This window comes from Pseudomonas syringae group sp. 243L2, from assembly GCF_032587875.1.
Classification (GTDB): Bacteria; Pseudomonadota; Gammaproteobacteria; order Pseudomonadales; family Pseudomonadaceae; genus Aquipseudomonas; species Aquipseudomonas amygdali.
The window spans coordinates 43,748-60,911 of the sequence record NZ_JAWHPL010000003.1; the positions used below are offsets into that span (position 1 = coordinate 43,748).

At 59.7% G+C, this 17,164-nt stretch carries 9 protein-coding genes; 7 read left to right on the top strand and 2 right to left on the bottom strand.

The window, feature by feature from the left end; all coding sequences use genetic code 11:
* The first annotated feature begins 11 nt into the window (after positions 1 to 11).
* Positions 12 to 521 carry a GNAT family N-acetyltransferase gene (locus RYB66_RS01360; RefSeq protein ID WP_005745809.1) on the top strand — a complete coding sequence of 170 codons (510 nt, stop codon included), beginning with the start codon at positions 12 to 14 and terminating at the stop codon, positions 519 to 521.
* Here the strand turns inward: RYB66_RS01360 and RYB66_RS01365 are convergent, their stop codons facing one another.
* Both RYB66_RS01365 and RYB66_RS01370 read right to left on the bottom strand, forming a co-directional pair.
* Positions 522 to 833, bottom strand: coding sequence for a DUF6916 family protein (locus RYB66_RS01365; protein ID WP_005745808.1), 312 nt, complete (start codon positions 831 to 833; stop codon positions 522 to 524). It abuts the gene before it with no gap.
* 54 nt (positions 834 to 887) lie between these two features.
* Positions 888 to 1,478 (bottom strand): phage tail protein, encoded by a 591-nt coding sequence (locus tag RYB66_RS01370; protein ID WP_002552297.1) that lies wholly within the window; start codon positions 1,476 to 1,478, stop codon positions 888 to 890.
* Positions 1,479 to 1,842: 364 nt separating this feature from the next.
* Here RYB66_RS01370 and RYB66_RS01375 point away from each other — a divergent pair, with 364 nt between their 5' ends.
* The 6 genes from RYB66_RS01375 to gcvT all read left to right on the top strand — a co-directional run bounded on the left by RYB66_RS01375 (position 1,843) and on the right by gcvT (position 16,987).
* Positions 1,843 to 2,679 carry a sulfotransferase family protein gene (locus RYB66_RS01375; RefSeq protein WP_005745807.1) on the top strand — a complete coding sequence of 279 codons (837 nt, stop codon included), beginning with the start codon at positions 1,843 to 1,845 and terminating at the stop codon, positions 2,677 to 2,679.
* Positions 2,680 to 2,818: 139 nt separating this feature from the next.
* Positions 2,819 to 10,597 (top strand): Ig-like domain-containing protein, encoded by a 7,779-nt coding sequence (locus RYB66_RS01380; RefSeq protein WP_316893716.1) that lies wholly within the window; start codon positions 2,819 to 2,821, stop codon positions 10,595 to 10,597.
* A gap of 98 nt (positions 10,598 to 10,695) precedes the next feature.
* A complete protein-coding gene (locus tag RYB66_RS01385) occupies positions 10,696 to 12,189 on the top strand; it encodes a TolC family protein (protein WP_010202019.1) in 1,494 nt (497 codons plus the stop codon).
* 322 nt (positions 12,190 to 12,511) lie between these two features.
* The gene (gene gcvH, locus RYB66_RS01390; RefSeq protein WP_002552291.1) at positions 12,512 to 12,895 is read left to right on the top strand and encodes a glycine cleavage system protein GcvH; all 384 of its coding nucleotides are present in this window, start codon (positions 12,512 to 12,514) and stop codon (positions 12,893 to 12,895) included.
* A gap of 10 nt (positions 12,896 to 12,905) precedes the next feature.
* Complete coding sequence (gcvP, locus tag RYB66_RS01395) at positions 12,906 to 15,770, top strand: aminomethyl-transferring glycine dehydrogenase (RefSeq protein ID WP_057405370.1); 2,865 nt, start codon at positions 12,906 to 12,908, stop codon at positions 15,768 to 15,770.
* Positions 15,771 to 15,862: 92 nt separating this feature from the next.
* Positions 15,863 to 16,987 (top strand): glycine cleavage system aminomethyltransferase GcvT, encoded by a 1,125-nt coding sequence (gene gcvT / locus RYB66_RS01400; protein ID WP_316893566.1) that lies wholly within the window; start codon positions 15,863 to 15,865, stop codon positions 16,985 to 16,987.
* The last annotated feature ends 177 nt before the right edge of the window (positions 16,988 to 17,164 follow it).

A 17,164-nucleotide genomic window follows, 5' to 3' on the forward strand; every position in this document is an offset into this window, starting at 1 on the left:
GGACAGCAGACATGACAAAAAAACCTTTCACCAATATCGATGGGCTGGTGGTGCGGCCATCGAGAGAAACCGACAGCGCCTTTCTGCAGATGCTCTACCACTCGGCGCGTCCCGATCTGCAATTGATCGACGGCGAACGCGATCAGGTTGAAGACGTCATCGCCCAGCAGTTTCGCGTGCAGGATCTAGGGCAGGGAGAAAACTTCCCCAACGCCATGCGCTACGTGATTGAAAAGCTCGGCACGCCCATCGGTGCGCTGGTCACAGATTTCGGACACAACGAGATACGCGTGCTGTATCTGGCGTTCATTCCGGCAGCGCGTGGCAAGGGCTACGGGCGCAACGTTTTGCAGGGTGTGCAGCAGGCCGCCGAACAGATCCGCTGCCCGGTGGCAACAGTGGTCTGGGCCAACAACCCGCATGCTCGTCAGCAATATCTGGCGCTGGGGTTTCAGGTTGAAGAGCAGGATGTGGCAGCGGCGAGACTGATCTGGTATCCAGGCCAGACCGCTGCCTTTTGATCAGTTGAAGCTTATGCAGTAGTAGGCCAGGTTCTCGTCGCGGCCCATGGCGGGAACACGAGAGACGAACACATTCTGTAGCAGGCCCAGCTCCGGCAGTTCGATAGCACAGGCCCCATCGACAAACTCGCTGGGCTCAAGTGACTCAAGTGAAACGTTGAACGGCATACGTTGTTGCCGGGCGGCTCGTGCCTGCGGTTTTTCGGCCACTGAGGCGACATGTACAGGCAACTGGCTGCCGTCGCTCATTTGCAACTGGCAGGTATTACCCAGCAGGCTCTGGAAGTGTTCAACGGTAACGTCTTGCAGCATGACGCATCTCCAGTGAAATGAGTGGGAAGAGCCCGTCCCTGGACTCGTGTCAGATCAGTCCCTGGTAGGGAAAAGACCCTGCAGGGCGATACTGAAGTTCACCACCAGGAACGGGTTCATGCTGTCGATAGGCAGGCTGCCTCCGACGGGCTGCATGGTTCCGGTGATGGCGGTACTGACGCCCTTCTGCACGACAGGTGCGGTGCCTGCATTGGGCGAAAAGATATTGGCGGAGGTCGGTCCGCTAGTGGAAGCGCCTATGAACGCATTGTCTGTGGTGGGCGCGATGGTCGCCCCGGTCACTGCCGGGTTGGCCAATGTGATGGTGGTGTTTGCGGTCAGCGTGCTCATCTGGTGCACGTGTGCAGGCATGTTGGCGATGGCCACAGTGACCTTCTCAACACCCGATACAGAGCCGATCACCCGGTTGGTGAGGTTGACCCCGGTCCCCTGATTTATCGGCACCCGGCCTTGAAGATTGGGCAACATGAAGTTCTGCGAGGGATTCCCTCCATAAATGACGCCCAATAGTGCGTACAAGGCGTTGTACTGACTGATGTTCAATGTTTGTCCATTGCATTGCATCCAGCCAGCAGGCGCAAACGGAAAGCCAAACGTCATGATCGAACCCATAAAAACTTCCATACACCCTCATCCTTCTTCTATGTCATGGGAAACTTCGATCCACCGGGGCACGGTCCACAGGTGGCAGGATAGAAGCGTAGACGCAGTTTTCAGGGTGTAAATGTTTTTGCAAATGACCGTTATCCGTTGTACATCCAGTGACACTCAACAGTCATTGCCGGAAAGTTCACTACCGTTCATCTGATACTCATCATTCTTTCACCGGAAAACCCTAATAAAACCGGGAGGGAGAACGCCACATCAGTTTTTTTAACGTTCCCATCCCTCAAGACATGCTGGCTCCTGTCGAACTACTGGCATATGAATGCACTTTGTTACGTAGTTCACACACTCGTATAAACAGTTGTTTTTCCGGGGCGCATGGATGCAAAAATTCCACTTCATTGCAGGTTTGCCACGATCGGGCTCTACCCTGCTATCAGCCATTCTCCTGCAAAACCCGCGCTTTCATGCGGGTATGAGCAGCCCGGTTGGCTCTCTTTTCTCCAGTATTCTTGGCCAGTGCAGCGCTGGCAGTGAATTCTCCTCAGTGATCAACACCGATGTGCGTCGTCGCTTGTTGCGCGGGGTTTTCGAGTCCTACTACGCCGACAAGGCCGATAAAGACGTGGTGTTCGATACAAACCGGGGCTGGTGTTCACGCCTGCCCGCGCTCATGGACCTGTTCCCGCGAAGCAAAGTGATTGCCTGCGTGCGTAACGTCGCCTGGGTCATGGACAGTATCGAACGTTTGTACCGCGCCAACCCTTTTGAAAACACCAAGCTGTTCAACGATGACGTGGAACGCAATACGGTCTACAGCCGGGTCGAGACGCTGGCGCAGCGCAATCGTCTGGTGGGCTTTGCCTGGGCATCGCTCAAGGAAGCCTATTACGGCGAGCATGCCGACTCGATTCTGTTGATCGATTACGAACTGCTGTCCCAGGCCCCGGAACGGGTCATACGGCTGGTCTACGACTTCATCGAAGAACCGTGGTTTGAACACGACTTCAACAACCTCGCCTATGACGCCCCGCAGTTCGACGATGCGCTGGGCGTATCAGGCTTGCACAAGGTCAAGCCGCGCGTTGCGCTGGAGCAAAGGCCCACCATCCTGCCGCCCGACCTGTTCGAGCAGTATTCAAAGTTGTCGTTCTGGAATGACGGGTCTGCCAGCGCAGCCAATGTCATCCGCATGAAATCAGACGCCGCCGTTAACTGACTGCGGTTTTATCACTCGTAACGTTCGATCTCTGGTGAGCAACATGTGGTGGAATAAACAAAAATCGCGGACTGCAAAGCGGGCACCTTCGAGTGCAACCTCACCCGTTTCCCCCATGATCATGTCTCTCGAACCGCGCATGCTGTTCGACGGTGCGGTCGCAGCCACCGTTGCTGAAGCGGCCCAGCCGGACAGCCAGCCCACGCCCGACGCATCGGCCAAAAGCGCCGAGCAGGCCAACAGCGCCAGCAACGACCATCATGCGCAAGCGCCAGCCTCTTCGGACGTGGCTGCAACGCCTGCCGCCGTGCCCGGCACCACCGTCGTATTTGTCGATTCACGGGTGAAGGATTCGGCCAGCCTGCTGGCGGGCGTTGCGCCCGGTGCGCAAGTGGTCGAACTGGACGCCACCAAGGATGGCCTGCAACAGATTGCCGATTACCTGGGGTCTCATCAGGGCGTCAGCTCAGTGCAGATCATTGCGCACGGCAACTCCGGCGACCTTTGGCTGGGCAACAGCTATGTTTCCGCGGACAACATCGCGCAACGCAGCGCCCTGCTGGCCGAAATCGGCAACGACATGAATGTTGGTGGCGATATTCTGATCTACGCCTGCAACACCGCCGAGGGCGACACCGGCCTGAGCTTTGTTGACTCGCTGGCAACCCTGACTGGCCGCGATGTTGCTGCGTCCACTAACCGCACCGGCGTGGGTGGCGACTGGGATCTGGAAATCGCCACCGGCAGCATTGAAAGCGTCAGCGCCCTTTCGCGACAGTCGATGGACGCTTACCAGTGGGGGCTGGCAACGTTTACGGTCACCTCCACCAGCAACACCGGCGCAGGCAGCTTGCGTGAAGCGCTGACCAATGCCCAGAACGGCGATATTGTAACCTTTTCGAGCGGCATGACCGTTGCATTGCAAAGCCAACTGGTGGTCAGCAAAAACATCACCGTGGATGGCGACCTGAATAACGACGGCGTCGCTGACGTCACCCTCGACGGGCAGAACAGAACCAGTGTCATCCGGGTCAACTCCGGGGTGACGGCCACACTCGACGGCGTGATCATCACCCGAGGCGTGGCCAGCACGGCGGGCGCAAACAGCGGCTCGGCCTTTTCGGCCTCTGATGCGCTGGGCGGCGGTATCAACAACGCCGGCAACCTCACGCTGCGCAACGTCACGGTGACTGCAAACGCGGCAGCAGGTGGTGGCGCTGGTGGTGGCGTCCTCTCGCCCACCGTAGGTGGTGGTGGCGGCGGTGGCGGCGGCATCGGCGGGCAGAACGGTGCTGCGGGTGGCAGTGCCGGGACTTACACCCCTACGGCCCCGTCAGCCAATACCGGCGGCAACGGTGCCGGGTTCAACACTATTTACATGGGTGGTAGAGGCGGTACTTCTGCGGGTGGCGGCGCGGGGGGCCTTGGCGTTTACGGGTACACCAACGGTGGCGCAGGCGGTACTGCGACCAGCAGCGGACGCACCATCGGTGGCGGTGGCGGCGGCTCGGGCTTTGATGCCAATGGCGGTAGAGGCGGATCAGCAGTTGGCGGCATTTACAACGCATCGACCGGCACTCTGGCGATCATCGGCACGTCGACCATCAGCAACAACATCGGTGCAGGCGGTGGTGGTGGCGGCGGCGGTACGATTGGTGGCAACGGCGGCCGTGGTATCGGAGCAATCTGGAACAAAGGCACACTCAATATCACCTCCGCCAACAACTCTGCCATGAGCGGCAACGTGGGTGGCAGCGGATCTGGCGGACAAGCGACCAGCGGCGGCACCAATGGCTCCTCGCCTACCGCCGTCACTAATATCTTCAACGACGGCGGTTCGCTTAACGTCGCCTACACCTCTGACACGACTGCACCAACGGGCACCAGCATCGTGATTGCCAATTCGTCGCTGAGTTCGGGTGGCACATCGCTGGTCACCTTCACGTTCAGTGAGCCGGTCTTCGGCCTGGAAATCTCCGAAATCACCGTGCCCAACGGTACGTTGAGCAACCTGGTGACCACCAACAACATTACCTGGACAGCCACTCTTACGGCCTCCAGCGATACTTCCTCCAATTCCAATGCGATCAGCCTGCCGTTATCGGCGGTGCAGGACTCAGCCGGCAATATCGGTACCGGAACAGTGACCTCCAACAGCTACGCAGTGTCCGATACCGTTCCGCCGACAGTGACTGTCGTGGTAGCAGACACCGCACTGGCGGCGGGTGAAACATCACTGGTCACCTTTACGTTCAGTGAAGTGGTTACAGGCTTCGACAACACCGACATCTCGGTCGCCAATGGCACATTGACCGCTGTGAGCAGCAGTGATGGCGGCAAAACCTGGACCGCGACCCTGACACCGACCGCCAACCTGACCAGCACCACCAACCAGATCAGCCTCAACCGGGCAGGCGTGCAGGACCTGTCCGGAAACGCCGGTTCCGGCACTGCCACGTCCAACAACTACGCCATCGACACGTCGCGCCCGACCGCAACCATCGTGCTGGCCGATAACTCCCTGAGCATTGGTGAAACCTCGCAGGTGACCATCACCTTCAGTGAGGCGGTGTCCGGTTTCACCAACGCGGACCTGACCGTCGTCAACGGCACCCTGAGTACCGTGACCACCAGCAACAATATTGTCTGGACCGCGACGTTCACGCCGACCAACAACATTACCGACAGCACCAACGTGATCACTCTGGACAACACTGGGGTCACCGATGCCGCGGGCAACACGGGTTCGGGAACCACAACTTCGAACAATTACGCCATCGATACCCAGCGCCCGACTGCAAACATTCTGGTGGCAGACGCCAGTCTCACGGCCGGTGAAACCTCACTGGTGACGATTACCTTCAGCGAGGCCGTCAGCGGTTTCACCAATGCCGACCTGACAGTGCCCAACGGCACCTTGAGCACCGTCACCAGCAGCGACGGCGGCATCACCTGGACGGCGACCTACACGCCGAACAACAACGTCAACGACACCACCAACCTGATCACCCTGAGCAACGCAGGTGTAACGGATCTGGCTGGCAATGCCGGGTCCGGCACCAGCAACTCGGGCAACTTCACCATCGACACCGTGCGCCCGAGTGCCACAGTGGTTGTGGCCGACAGCGCCCTTTCCGCGGGTGAAACCTCGCTGGTGACGATTACCTTCAGCGAGGCCGTAACCGGGTTCACCAATGCCGACCTGACCGTCGCCAATGGCACCTTGAGCACAGTGAGCAGCAGCGACGGCGGCGTCACCTGGACCGCGACCCTCACGCCAGCCGCCAACGTGACCGATACCACCAACCTGATCACGCTGGATGCGAGCGGCGTTGCCAATGCTTCCGGCAACGCAGGCACCGGCACCATCAGCTCCAACAATTACGCCATCGACACCCAGCGCCCGACCGCCACTATCGTGGTAACCGATAACGCGCTGGCCATCGGTGAAACCTCACTGGTAACCATTACCTTCAACGAGGCGGTCAGCGGTTTCACCAATGCCGACCTGAGCATCAGCAACGGCACACTGAGTGCGGTCAGCAGCAGCGATGGCGGCATCACCTGGACCGCAACCCTGACGCCGACACTAGGGGTCACCAGCAACAGCAATTCGGTGAACCTGAACAATGGCGGGGTCACCGATCTGGCGGGCAACGCCGGCAGCGGCCTGAGCACGTCGAACAATTACGCCATCGACACGGTACGCCCGACTGCCAGTATCACAATGTCGGACAATGCCTTGACCGCAGGTGAAACCTCACTGGTGACCATCACCTTCAGCGAGGCCGTTATCGGCTTTACCAACGCCGACCTGAGCGTACCCAACGGCACCTTGAGCGCCGTGAGCAGCAGCGACGGCGGTATCACCTGGACGGCGACCTACACGCCGAATGCCAATATCGCCGATACCACGAACGTGATCACGCTGAACAACACGGGCGTGACCGATCTGGCCGGCAATATCGGCAGCGGCACAACCGATTCCGGCAATTTCACCATTGCCACGCAGCAGCCGACAGCCACCGTAGTGGTCGCTGACAGCGCGTTGTCTGTGGGCGAAACCTCGCTGGTCACCATCACCTTCAGCGAAGCGGTCAGCGGTTTCAACAACGCCGACCTGACGGTCGAGAACGGCACCTTGAGCGCGGTCAGCAGCAGCGACGGCGGTATCACCTGGACGGCGACCTTCACGCCGACCGCAAACGTGACCGACGCAAGCAACCTGATCACTCTGGACAACACCGGCTTCACCAATGGTTCCGGCGTGACCGGCAGCGGCATCACGTCTTCGAACAACTACGCCATCGACACCCTGCGCCCTACCGCCACCATTGTGGTGGCCGACAATGCGCTGGCCGTCGGTGAAACCTCTCTGGTAACGATCAACTTCAGCGAAGCGGTCAGCGGTTTCACCAATGCGGACCTGAGCGTTGCCAACGGCACCCTGAGCGCGGTCAGCAGCAGCGACGGCGGTATTACCTGGACGGCAACGCTTACTCCGACCGCAGGCATCACCGACAGCAGCAATCTGGTGACCTTGAACAACGCTGGCGTCACTGATCAGGCAGGCAACGCGGGCACCGGGCTAACCTTCTCCAACAATTACGCCATCGACTCGGTGCGTCCGACCGCCAGTATTGTGGTTGCAGACAACGCGCTGTCGATCGGTGAAACCTCGCTGGTTACCATCACCTTCAGTGAAGCAGTCAGCGGCTTCGACAATAGCGACCTGAGCATCGCCAACGGCACCCTGAGCACGGTCAGCAGCAGTGACGGCGGCATCACCTGGACCGCGACCTTCACGCCAACCCTCAATGTCGCCGACAGCACCAACCTGATCACGCTGAACAACACCGGCGTAGCCGACCTGGCCGGCAACATCGGTAGCGGCGTCACCAACTCCAACAATTACAGCATCGACACCATCCAGCCGACCGCCACCATTGTGGTCGCTGACAGCGCGTTGTCTGTGGGCGAAACCTCGCTGGTCACCATCACCTTCAGCGAAGCGGTCAGCGGTTTCAACAACGCCGACCTGACGGTCGAGAACGGTACCTTGAGCGCGGTGAGCAGCAGCGACGGTGGTATCACCTGGACCGCGACCTTCACGCCGAACGCCAATGTCACCGACGCAAGCAACCTCGTGACCCTGGACAACACCGGGTTCACCAATGCCTCGGGCAACGCCGGCAGCGGCGTCACTTCCTCGAACAACTACGCCATCGACACCCTGCGCCCTACCGCCACCATTATGGTGGCCGACAATGCGCTGGCCGTCGGTGAAACCTCGCTGGTTACTATCACCTTCAGTGAAGCGGTCAGCGGTTTCACCAATGCAGACCTGAACATTGCCAACGGCACCCTGAGCGCAGTCAGCAGCAGCGATGGCGGTATTACCTGGACGGCAACGCTTACTCCGACCGCAGGCATTACCAGCGCAAGCAACTCGGTGACGCTGAACAATGGCGGCGTGACTGACCTGGCCGGTAACGTGGGCAGCGGCCTGACGCTCTCCAATAACTACACCATCGACCAGACGCGACCGACCGCCAGCATCGTAATAGCAGACAACGCCCTTTCGGCGGGTGAAACCTCACTGGTCACTATCACCTTCAGTGAGGCAGTCAGTGGTTTCGACAACAGCGACCTGAACGTACCGAACGGCACACTGAGCACGGTCAGCAGCAATGACGGCGGCATCACCTGGACTGCCACCTTCACACCAAACGCAAATGTGAATGCCAGCACCGGGCAGATCAGCCTGAACAGCGCAGGTGTCACCGACCTGGCGGGCAACGCGGGCAGCGGCATCATCAGTTCGGCAAGTTTCACCGTCGACACGACCAGACCTTCCGCCACCATCGTGGTGGCCGACAATGCCCTGTCCGCAGGCGAAACGTCTCTGGTCACGTTCACGTTCAGTCAGGCGGTCAGCGGGTTCAGCAACGCCGACCTGAGTGTCGCCAATGGCACGCTGAGCGCGGTTTCCAGCAGCGATGGCGGCATTACCTGGACTGCCACCTTCACACCAAACGCAAACGTGACCGATGCAAGCAACCTGATCACGCTGGATAACACCGGTGTCACCAACGCATCGGGCAGTACCGGCAGCGGCACCACGGCCTCGAACAACTACACCATCGATACTCAGCGCCCGACAGCAACTATCGTGGTCACTGACAGCCTTCTGGCGATCGGCGAAACCTCACGGGTGACCATTACGTTCAGCGAGGCGGTAAGCGGCTTCAGTAACGCCGACCTGACCGTCGCCAATGGCACCTTGAGCGCCGTCAGCAGCAACGACGGCGGTATCACCTGGACCGCAACGCTGACCCCCAATGCAAACGCCGCGAGCAACAGCAACGTGGTGACGCTTGATAACGGCGGCGTAACGGATCTGGCAGGCAACGCAGGTAGCGGCACGACGCAATCCAATAGTTACGCCGTTGATCAGGTCCGACCAACCGCCAGCATCGTGATCGCCGACAGCACCCTGTCTGCAGGTGAAACCTCGCAGGTGACGATTACCTTCAGCGAAGCAGTCAATGGCTTCAGCAATGCCGACCTTACAGCTGCCAATGGCACCTTGAGCGCAGTCAGTAGCAACGACGGGGGCATCACCTGGACCGCAACCTTCACGCCAAACGCAAACGTGACCGATGCAAGCAACCTGATTACGCTGAACAACACCGGAGTCGCCGATGCTTCCGGTAATACCGGCAGTGGCATTACATCGTCGAACAACTATGCAATCGATACGGTACGCCCGACCGCGACCATTACCGTCGCCAATCCGAACCTGGCCATCGGTCAAACCTCGCTGGTGACCTTCGCCTTCAGCGAGCGCGTGACCAATTTCGATCTGTCGGACATCAGTGTCGGCAACGGCAGCCTGTCCGGCCTGAGCAGCAGCGACAGCGGCCTCACCTGGACCGCCACCCTGACGCCGGATGCCAATATCACCGCAGCCAACAACTTCATCGTTCTGGACAGCGGCAGGATCAACGATCTGGCCGGCAACGCGGGTACGACAGTCGCGCTGTCCAGCAACTACAGCATCGATAACCAGCGTCCGACAGCGAACATTTCCATCGCCAATCCAAACCTGGCGACGGGTCAGACATCCCTGGTGACTTTTGCCTTCAGCGAGCCGGTGAATAACTTCACGCTGGCGGATGTCAGCGTGGCCAACGGCACGCTGTCCAACCTGGCCAGCAGCGATGGCGGAGCCACCTGGACCGCGACCCTGACGCCGACTGCGAACGTCACTGACCCGAGCAACTTCATTGTACTGGACAGCAGCACAGTGACTGACCGGGCAGGCAACGCAGGGACAGGCATCGCGCTGTCTCCCAACTACGCCATCACGACCACGTCGCTGACCGGAGACCCGCAGTTCCGGATAGACGCGCCAGCACCGCTGGTCAACACACGGAATGTGCCACTGCAGCCGGCACTGTTCGGTCCGCCAACCGGCAATCTGGGTTCGCCATTGAGCTTCTCGCCGTTGTTCGAACAGCGCACTACCGGGGGTGGTCTGCCGCCTGTGGGCAATATCTTCATCACCAACCGTGCCCTGGCACCCAGCTTCATTGCCCAAGTGTTCGACTCCAGCAGTGTCGGCGGCCCGGGCTCCGGGTTCACAGGCTTCAACAGCGGCGAAGGCAGCGTGTTCGGTACCAGTACGCTGTCGACGCTGTTTTCCCGCGAATCCGCGACGGACAGCTCGACGACGGGCGCCTTCAACAGCGCTGGCAGCAATGGCCTGCGAGACTCGTCACAGAGCATCCAGGCAGGTTTCGGCGCGTTGACCCTGGGTCAGCAGTTGCAACAGATCACCGATAACGAGCAAGAAAAACTGCGCGCACTGGCATGGGCTTTAGGGGAAGTCGGTGTGAGTGAAGCGCAAGCCTGAAACAGGGTTTGGTAATGCGTCGTAGCTGTACGGCGCTCATAAAAAAGAATGCGGTAGCTAGAGCTAGGGGCGGTCGGAGCATGAAAAGAAGTCAGAAGTTGTTCAGCATCAGCCTGCTGGCGCTGGTAGTGAGTGGTTGCGCTGTTACCAGCCAGCCTATCGACCGAAGCGTCAGCGAGCAGCGCGCTAAAAGCGATCTGCAACTGATGTACAAGGATCAAGAACCATTGAACGGTGCATTGACCCTGCACCAAGCCATGGCCCGCGCGGTGAAGTACAACCTTGAAGCGCGCCTGAAAATCATGGAAGAAGCCCTGGCCAAACGTCAGTTGGACCTCGCCAGCTTCGACATGCTGCCGCGCATGGCACTTTCAGCGGGCTATGCCGGACGCAGTAACGTCAGCGCATCGAGCAGTGAAAGCGTCGAGACCGGGACCCAGTCTCTCGAACCCTCAACCTCGCAGGATCGCAGCCGTCGTGTCGCCGACCTGACCATGGTGTGGAACGTACTCGACTTCGGTGTCAGCTACATCAGCGCCAAACAGCAAGGCGACCAACGCCTGATCGTTCAGGAACGCCGTCGCAAGGTGATCAACACCATCGTTCAGGACGTGCGTTCAGCCTATTGGCGCGCCGTCGCCGCCGAACGCATGCTCAAGCAGATCGACAGCCTGATGGTTCGCGTTGAAAAAGCGCAGGACAACAGCCAGCAAATGAGCCAGCAGCGTGTAGGTGACCCGGTACAGGCACTGGGTTATCAGCGCTCACTGATCCAGGCGACGCGTCAGCTTGAAGAACAGCGCAAGGCGCTTTCACTGGCCAAGACCGAACTGGCGACCCTGATCAACCTGCCGCTGGGCACCGATCTGAAGCTGGCGACGCCGGACGACTACTCGATTCCGCAACTCAAGGTCGACATGGCGCGCCTGGAAACCGAAGCGCTGGCCAGTCGTCCCGAGCTGCGCGAACAGGATTACCAAACCCGTATCAGCTCGGCCGAAACCCGCAAGGCCATGCTGCGCATGCTGCCGGGCCTGGAGTTCTCGGCAGGCGGCCATTACGACAGCAACTCGTTTCTGGTCAACGACAAATGGGCTGATCTGGGCGTAAAAGTCACCTGGAACCTGTTCAATGTGCTGTCGGCACCTGCCGCCATTGACGTCGCCAAAGCCGGTGAGGAAGTCGCTACTGCGCGTCGTCAGGCAATGTCCATTGCCGTACTGGCCCAGCTCTACGTGGCCAACGCCAACTACAACGAGGCGTTGCGCCAGTTCAAAACCAGCCAACAGCTGTCGAGCATCGACAGCCAGATCGTCGGTCAACTGCGCAATCGTTATCAGGCTGCCGGTCTGGGCGAGCTGGATCTGATCCAGGGCGAACTGAACACCCTGCAGGCTGATCTGCGTCGCGACCTGGCGTATGCCGACCTGCGCAACGCTTACGGCCAGATTTTCGCCAGTGCGGGTCTGGACCCGCTGCCGTCGGAGCTTTCATCCACCAAGGTGCAAGCCATTGCTGTTGCACTGGATGCGCGCGAGTCGCAGTGGGAAGCGGGTAATATTTCAGTAGCCGCTACCGCGCCCAAGCCTTAAGCCCGCATCATGAAAGACCACCCGGTCAGCGCTATGCGCTGGCTGGGTGCAGTAACACCCCTCGCCTCGCAACGAAATCGTTCCACTGTAATGATTTCACTCCATTAAAGCGCACTCCCCTTGCATCAAGGCCTTGATCAGGCACGTATTTTCAAATACCTGAACTGTGTAGCGATTTCGCTACAGCTGAAATCGGTCGTACTGACCTAATAATCAGTAACTATTTGATTTATATGAAAAAATAAAACATGGCCGCTAAATTGCTTAGCCATAGCTCATATTGTTCGCGTGCTGCGCGAGCCCTGTTCTCCGAGGAGTTTGTATGAGCGAGTTGCGATTCACCGTTGACCATGAATGGCTGCGTGCCGAAGCCGACGGCAGCATTACGGTCGGCATCACGCCCTATGCGCAAGAGTCGCTGGGCGACGTAGTCTTCGTGCAGCTCCCGGATTTGCAGGCCTACACTCAACACGCTGAAGTGTCAGTGGTGGAATCGGTGAAAGCCGCCAGCAGCATCAACATGCCGCTGGACGGTGAAGTGGTCGAGGTCAATTCAGTCCTCGATGACACGCCGGAGCTGGTCAATGAAGACGCTCTCGGTGCAGGCTGGTTTTTTCGTTTCATTCCACAGGATGCCGACGCCATCCACGGCCTGCTGGATCAGGACGCCTACGACCGCCTGATCAAAGCCAACGCCCAAGCCTGAGGAGCAAGCCATGACTGACCGTATTGAACTGACCACTGCCAACGAATTCATCGCCCGTCACATTGGCCCGCGCGCTGCCGACGAACAGGCCATGTTACAGACGCTGGGTTTCGACTCCATTGAAGCGCTGAGCGAAAGCGTTATCCCGGAAAGCATCAAGGGCACCAGCGTGCTGAACCTGCCTGCCGGGCAGAGTGAAGCCGATGCGCTGGCGTCCATCAAGGCCATCGCCGGCAAAAATCAACTGTTCAAGACCTACATCGGCCAGGGTTACTACAACACCCACACGCCGGCCCCGATTCTGCGCAACCTGCTGGAAAACCCGGCCTGGTACACCGCTTACACGCCCTATCAGCCGGAGATTTCCCAAGGTCGTCTGGAGTCGCTGCTCAATTTTCAGACGCTGATCAGCGACCTGACCGGCCTGCCGATTGCCAACGCGTCCTTGCTCGACGAAGCGACCGCTGCTGCCGAAGCAATGACCTTTTGCAAACGTTTGAGCAAGAACAAAGGCAGCCAGCAGTTTTTCGCCTCCAGCCACTGCCACCCGCAGACACTTGATGTGTTGCGTACCCGTGCCGAGCCATTGGGCATTACCGTTGTGGTGGCGGACGAAGCCGAGTTGGGCGACGTCAGCGATTACTTTGGCGCGTTGCTGCAATACCCGGCCAGCAACGGCGACGTGTTCGATTACCGCGAGCTGGTCGAACGTTTCCATGCTGCCAACGCGCTGGTCGCCGTGGCTGCCGACTTGCTGGCACTGACGTTGCTGACCCCGCCAGGCGAATTTGGCGCCGACGTGGCCATCGGCAGCGCACAACGCTTCGGTGTACCGCTGGGCTTCGGCGGCCCGCATGCGGCTTACTTCTCAACCCGCGATGCCTTCAAGCGCGACATGCCGGGCCGCCTGGTCGGCGTATCGGTGGACCGTCACGGCAAGCAGGCCCTGCGTCTTGCCATGCAGACCCGCGAACAGCATATTCGTCGCGAGAAGGCCACCAGCAACATTTGCACTGCGCAGGTGCTGCTGGCCAACATCGCCAGCATGTACGCCGTCTACCATGGCCCGCGCGGCCTGACACAGATCGCCAAACGCGTTCACCAGTTGACCGCGATCCTTGCCGAAGGCTTGAGTACGCTGGGTCTGAAGGCCGAGCAGGCATTCTTCTTCGACAGCCTGACCCTGAACACCGGCAGCAGGACCGCGGCGCTGCACGCAGCGGCTCGCGCCAGGCACATCAACCTGCGTGAAATCGACGACCAGCACCTGGGTCTGTCACTGGACGAAACCACCTCGCAGTCGGCAGTTGAAACGCTGTGGGAAATCTTCGCCAGCGACGGTCAGAACCTGCCCGACTTCACCGCACTGGCAGCCAGCGTCCCGTCGCGCCTGCCCGCTGCACTGCTGCGCCAGTCGGCAATCCTCAGCCACCCGGTGTTCAACCGCTACCACTCTGAAACCGAACTGATGCGCTACCTGCGCAAGCTGGCTGACAAGGACCTGGCGCTGGACCGCACCATGATTCCACTGGGCTCGTGCACCATGAAGCTCAACGCCGCCAGTGAAATGATCCCGGTGACCTGGGCCGAATTCGGCAACCTGCACCCGTTCGCCCCGGCCGAGCAGAGCGCCGGGTATCAACAATTGACCGACGAGCTGGAGGCCATGCTCTGTGCGGCCACCGGCTATGACGCAATCTCGCTGCAACCGAACGCCGGCTCCCAGGGTGAATATGCCGGCCTGCTGGCCATCCGCGCTTATCACCAGAGCCGTGGCGATGAGCATCGCGATATCTGCCTGATCCCTTCATCGGCACACGGCACCAACCCGGCCACAGCCAACATGGCCGGTATGCGTGTCGTGGTCACCGCCTGCGATGCACGTGGCAACGTCGATATCGAAGACCTGCGCGCCAAGGCCGTTCAACACCGCGACCAGCTTGCGGCGATCATGATCACCTACCCGTCAACCCACGGCGTGTTCGAAGAAGGCATCCGTGAAATCTGCGGTATCGTTCACGACAACGGTGGCCAGGTCTACATTGACGGCGCCAACATGAACGCCATGGTCGGCCTGTGCGCTCCGGGCAAATTCGGTGGCGATGTATCGCACCTCAACCTGCACAAGACCTTCTGCATTCCGCACGGCGGCGGTGGCCCAGGCGTTGGTCCGATCGGCGTCAAATCCCATCTCGCCCCGTTCATGCCGGGCCATGCACGCATGGAGCGCAAGGAAGGCGCAGTCTGCGCAGCCCCGTTCGGCAGCGCCAGCATCCTGCCAATCACCTGGATGTACATCCGCATGATGGGCGGCGAAGGCCTGAAACGCGCTTCGCAACTGGCGATCCTCAACGCCAACTACATTTCGCGCCGCCTGGAAGAGCACTACCCGGTGCTGTACACCGGCACCAACGGGCTGGTTGCCCACGAATGCATCCTTGACCTGCGCCCTATCAAGGACAGCAGCGGCATCAGCGTCGATGACGTGGCCAAGCGTCTGATCGACTTTGGCTTCCATGCCCCGACCATGTCGTTCCCGGTTGCCGGGACCTTGATGATCGAGCCGACCGAGAGCGAGTCCAGAGAAGAACTGGACCGTTTCTGCGACGCCATGATCAAGATCCGTGAAGAAATACGCGCGGTTGAAAACGGCACACTGGACAAAGACGACAACCCGTTGAAAAACGCACCGCACACCGCTGCGGAAATCGTCGGCCAGTGGAGCCATCCTTACAGCCGCGAACAGGCGGTGTATCCGGTTGATTCGTTGATCGAGAACAAGTACTGGCCTCCGGTCGGCCGTGTCGACAACGTCTTCGGCGACCGCAATCTGGTCTGTGCCTGCCCGTCCATCGAGAGCTATCAGGAAGCCTGATAGCCCGTGCTTTGGCATGCCTGTGCGCAGCTCGATGGTGAGTGCGCACAGGCGATGCCGTTCTGCATGGCCCGCTCAACAAGGAATTGAACATGTCCACAGAAACCCTGCTGACCACTCCTCTGCACGCCCTTCACCGCGAACTCGGCGCGAAGATGGTGCCCTTCGCCGGTTACGACATGCCCGTGCAATACCCGGCTGGCGTAATGAAAGAACATTTGCACACTCGCGCGCAGGCCGGCCTGTTCGATGTCTCGCACATGGGCCAGATTCGTCTTACCGGTACAGATGCTGCCAAGGCCCTTGAGGCCCTGGTGCCAGTGGACATCATTGACCTGCCAGTCGGCATGCAACGCTATGCGATGTTCACCAACGATGCTGGCGGCATTCTCGATGACCTGATGGTTGCCAATCTCGGCAGTGATCAACTGATGCTGGTGGTCAACGCGGCCTGCAAGAATCAGGACCTGGCGCACTTGCGCAAGCACCTGGCGGGGCATTGCACTATCGAACCGTTGTTCGAAGAGCGCGCCCTGCTCGCCCTGCAAGGTCCGGCCGCTGTCACGGTGCTGGCGCGCCTTGCGCCGGAAGTGGCGAAGATGACCTTCATGCAGTTCGCCAGCGTCAAGCTGCTGGACGTTCAATGCTATGTCAGCCGCTCGGGCTATACCGGCGAAGACGGCTATGAAATTTCAGTACCGGCCGAACAGGCTGAAGCCCTGGCGCGCCGCCTGCTGGAAGAACCGGAAGTTGCCCCGATCGGTTTGGGCGCACGTGATTCGCTGCGACTGGAAGCAGGTCTGTGCCTGTACGGTCATGACATGGACACCGACACCTCACCGGTGGAGGCCAGCCTGTTATGGGCTATTTCCAAAGTGCGTCGCGCCGACGGTGCACGTGCAGGCGGCTTCCCGGGAGCAGAGCAGGTCTTTGCCCAGCAACAGAACGGTGTCGCCAAAAAACGTGTCGGCCTGCTTCCCGAAGAACGCACGCCAGTGCGTGAGGGCACAGAAATCGTCAATGAACAGGGCGCTGTCATCGGCACTGTCTGCAGCGGCGGTTTTGGCCCGAGCCTGGCTGGCCCGCTGGCCATGGGTTATTTGAACAACGCTTACACCGCGCTGGATACACAGGTCTGGGCAATGGTGCGCGGCAAGAAAGTGCCCATGCGTGTTGCAAAAATGCCTTTCGTTGCACAACGTTACTTTCGCGGCTAAACAACGGCGTCAAAAAAACAGCAACACTTCGCTGTTGCGCAGGTGCTGTTACACATTACTGTTTCGGCCGTGTTTCAACCGAGTGAACAGTCTGTTGTATATGCCAAAAACGCACCTATAAAGTGCAAAATGTTATGACAGACCAGACACCGTGCACAGCAGGCAAACACGCCGGGC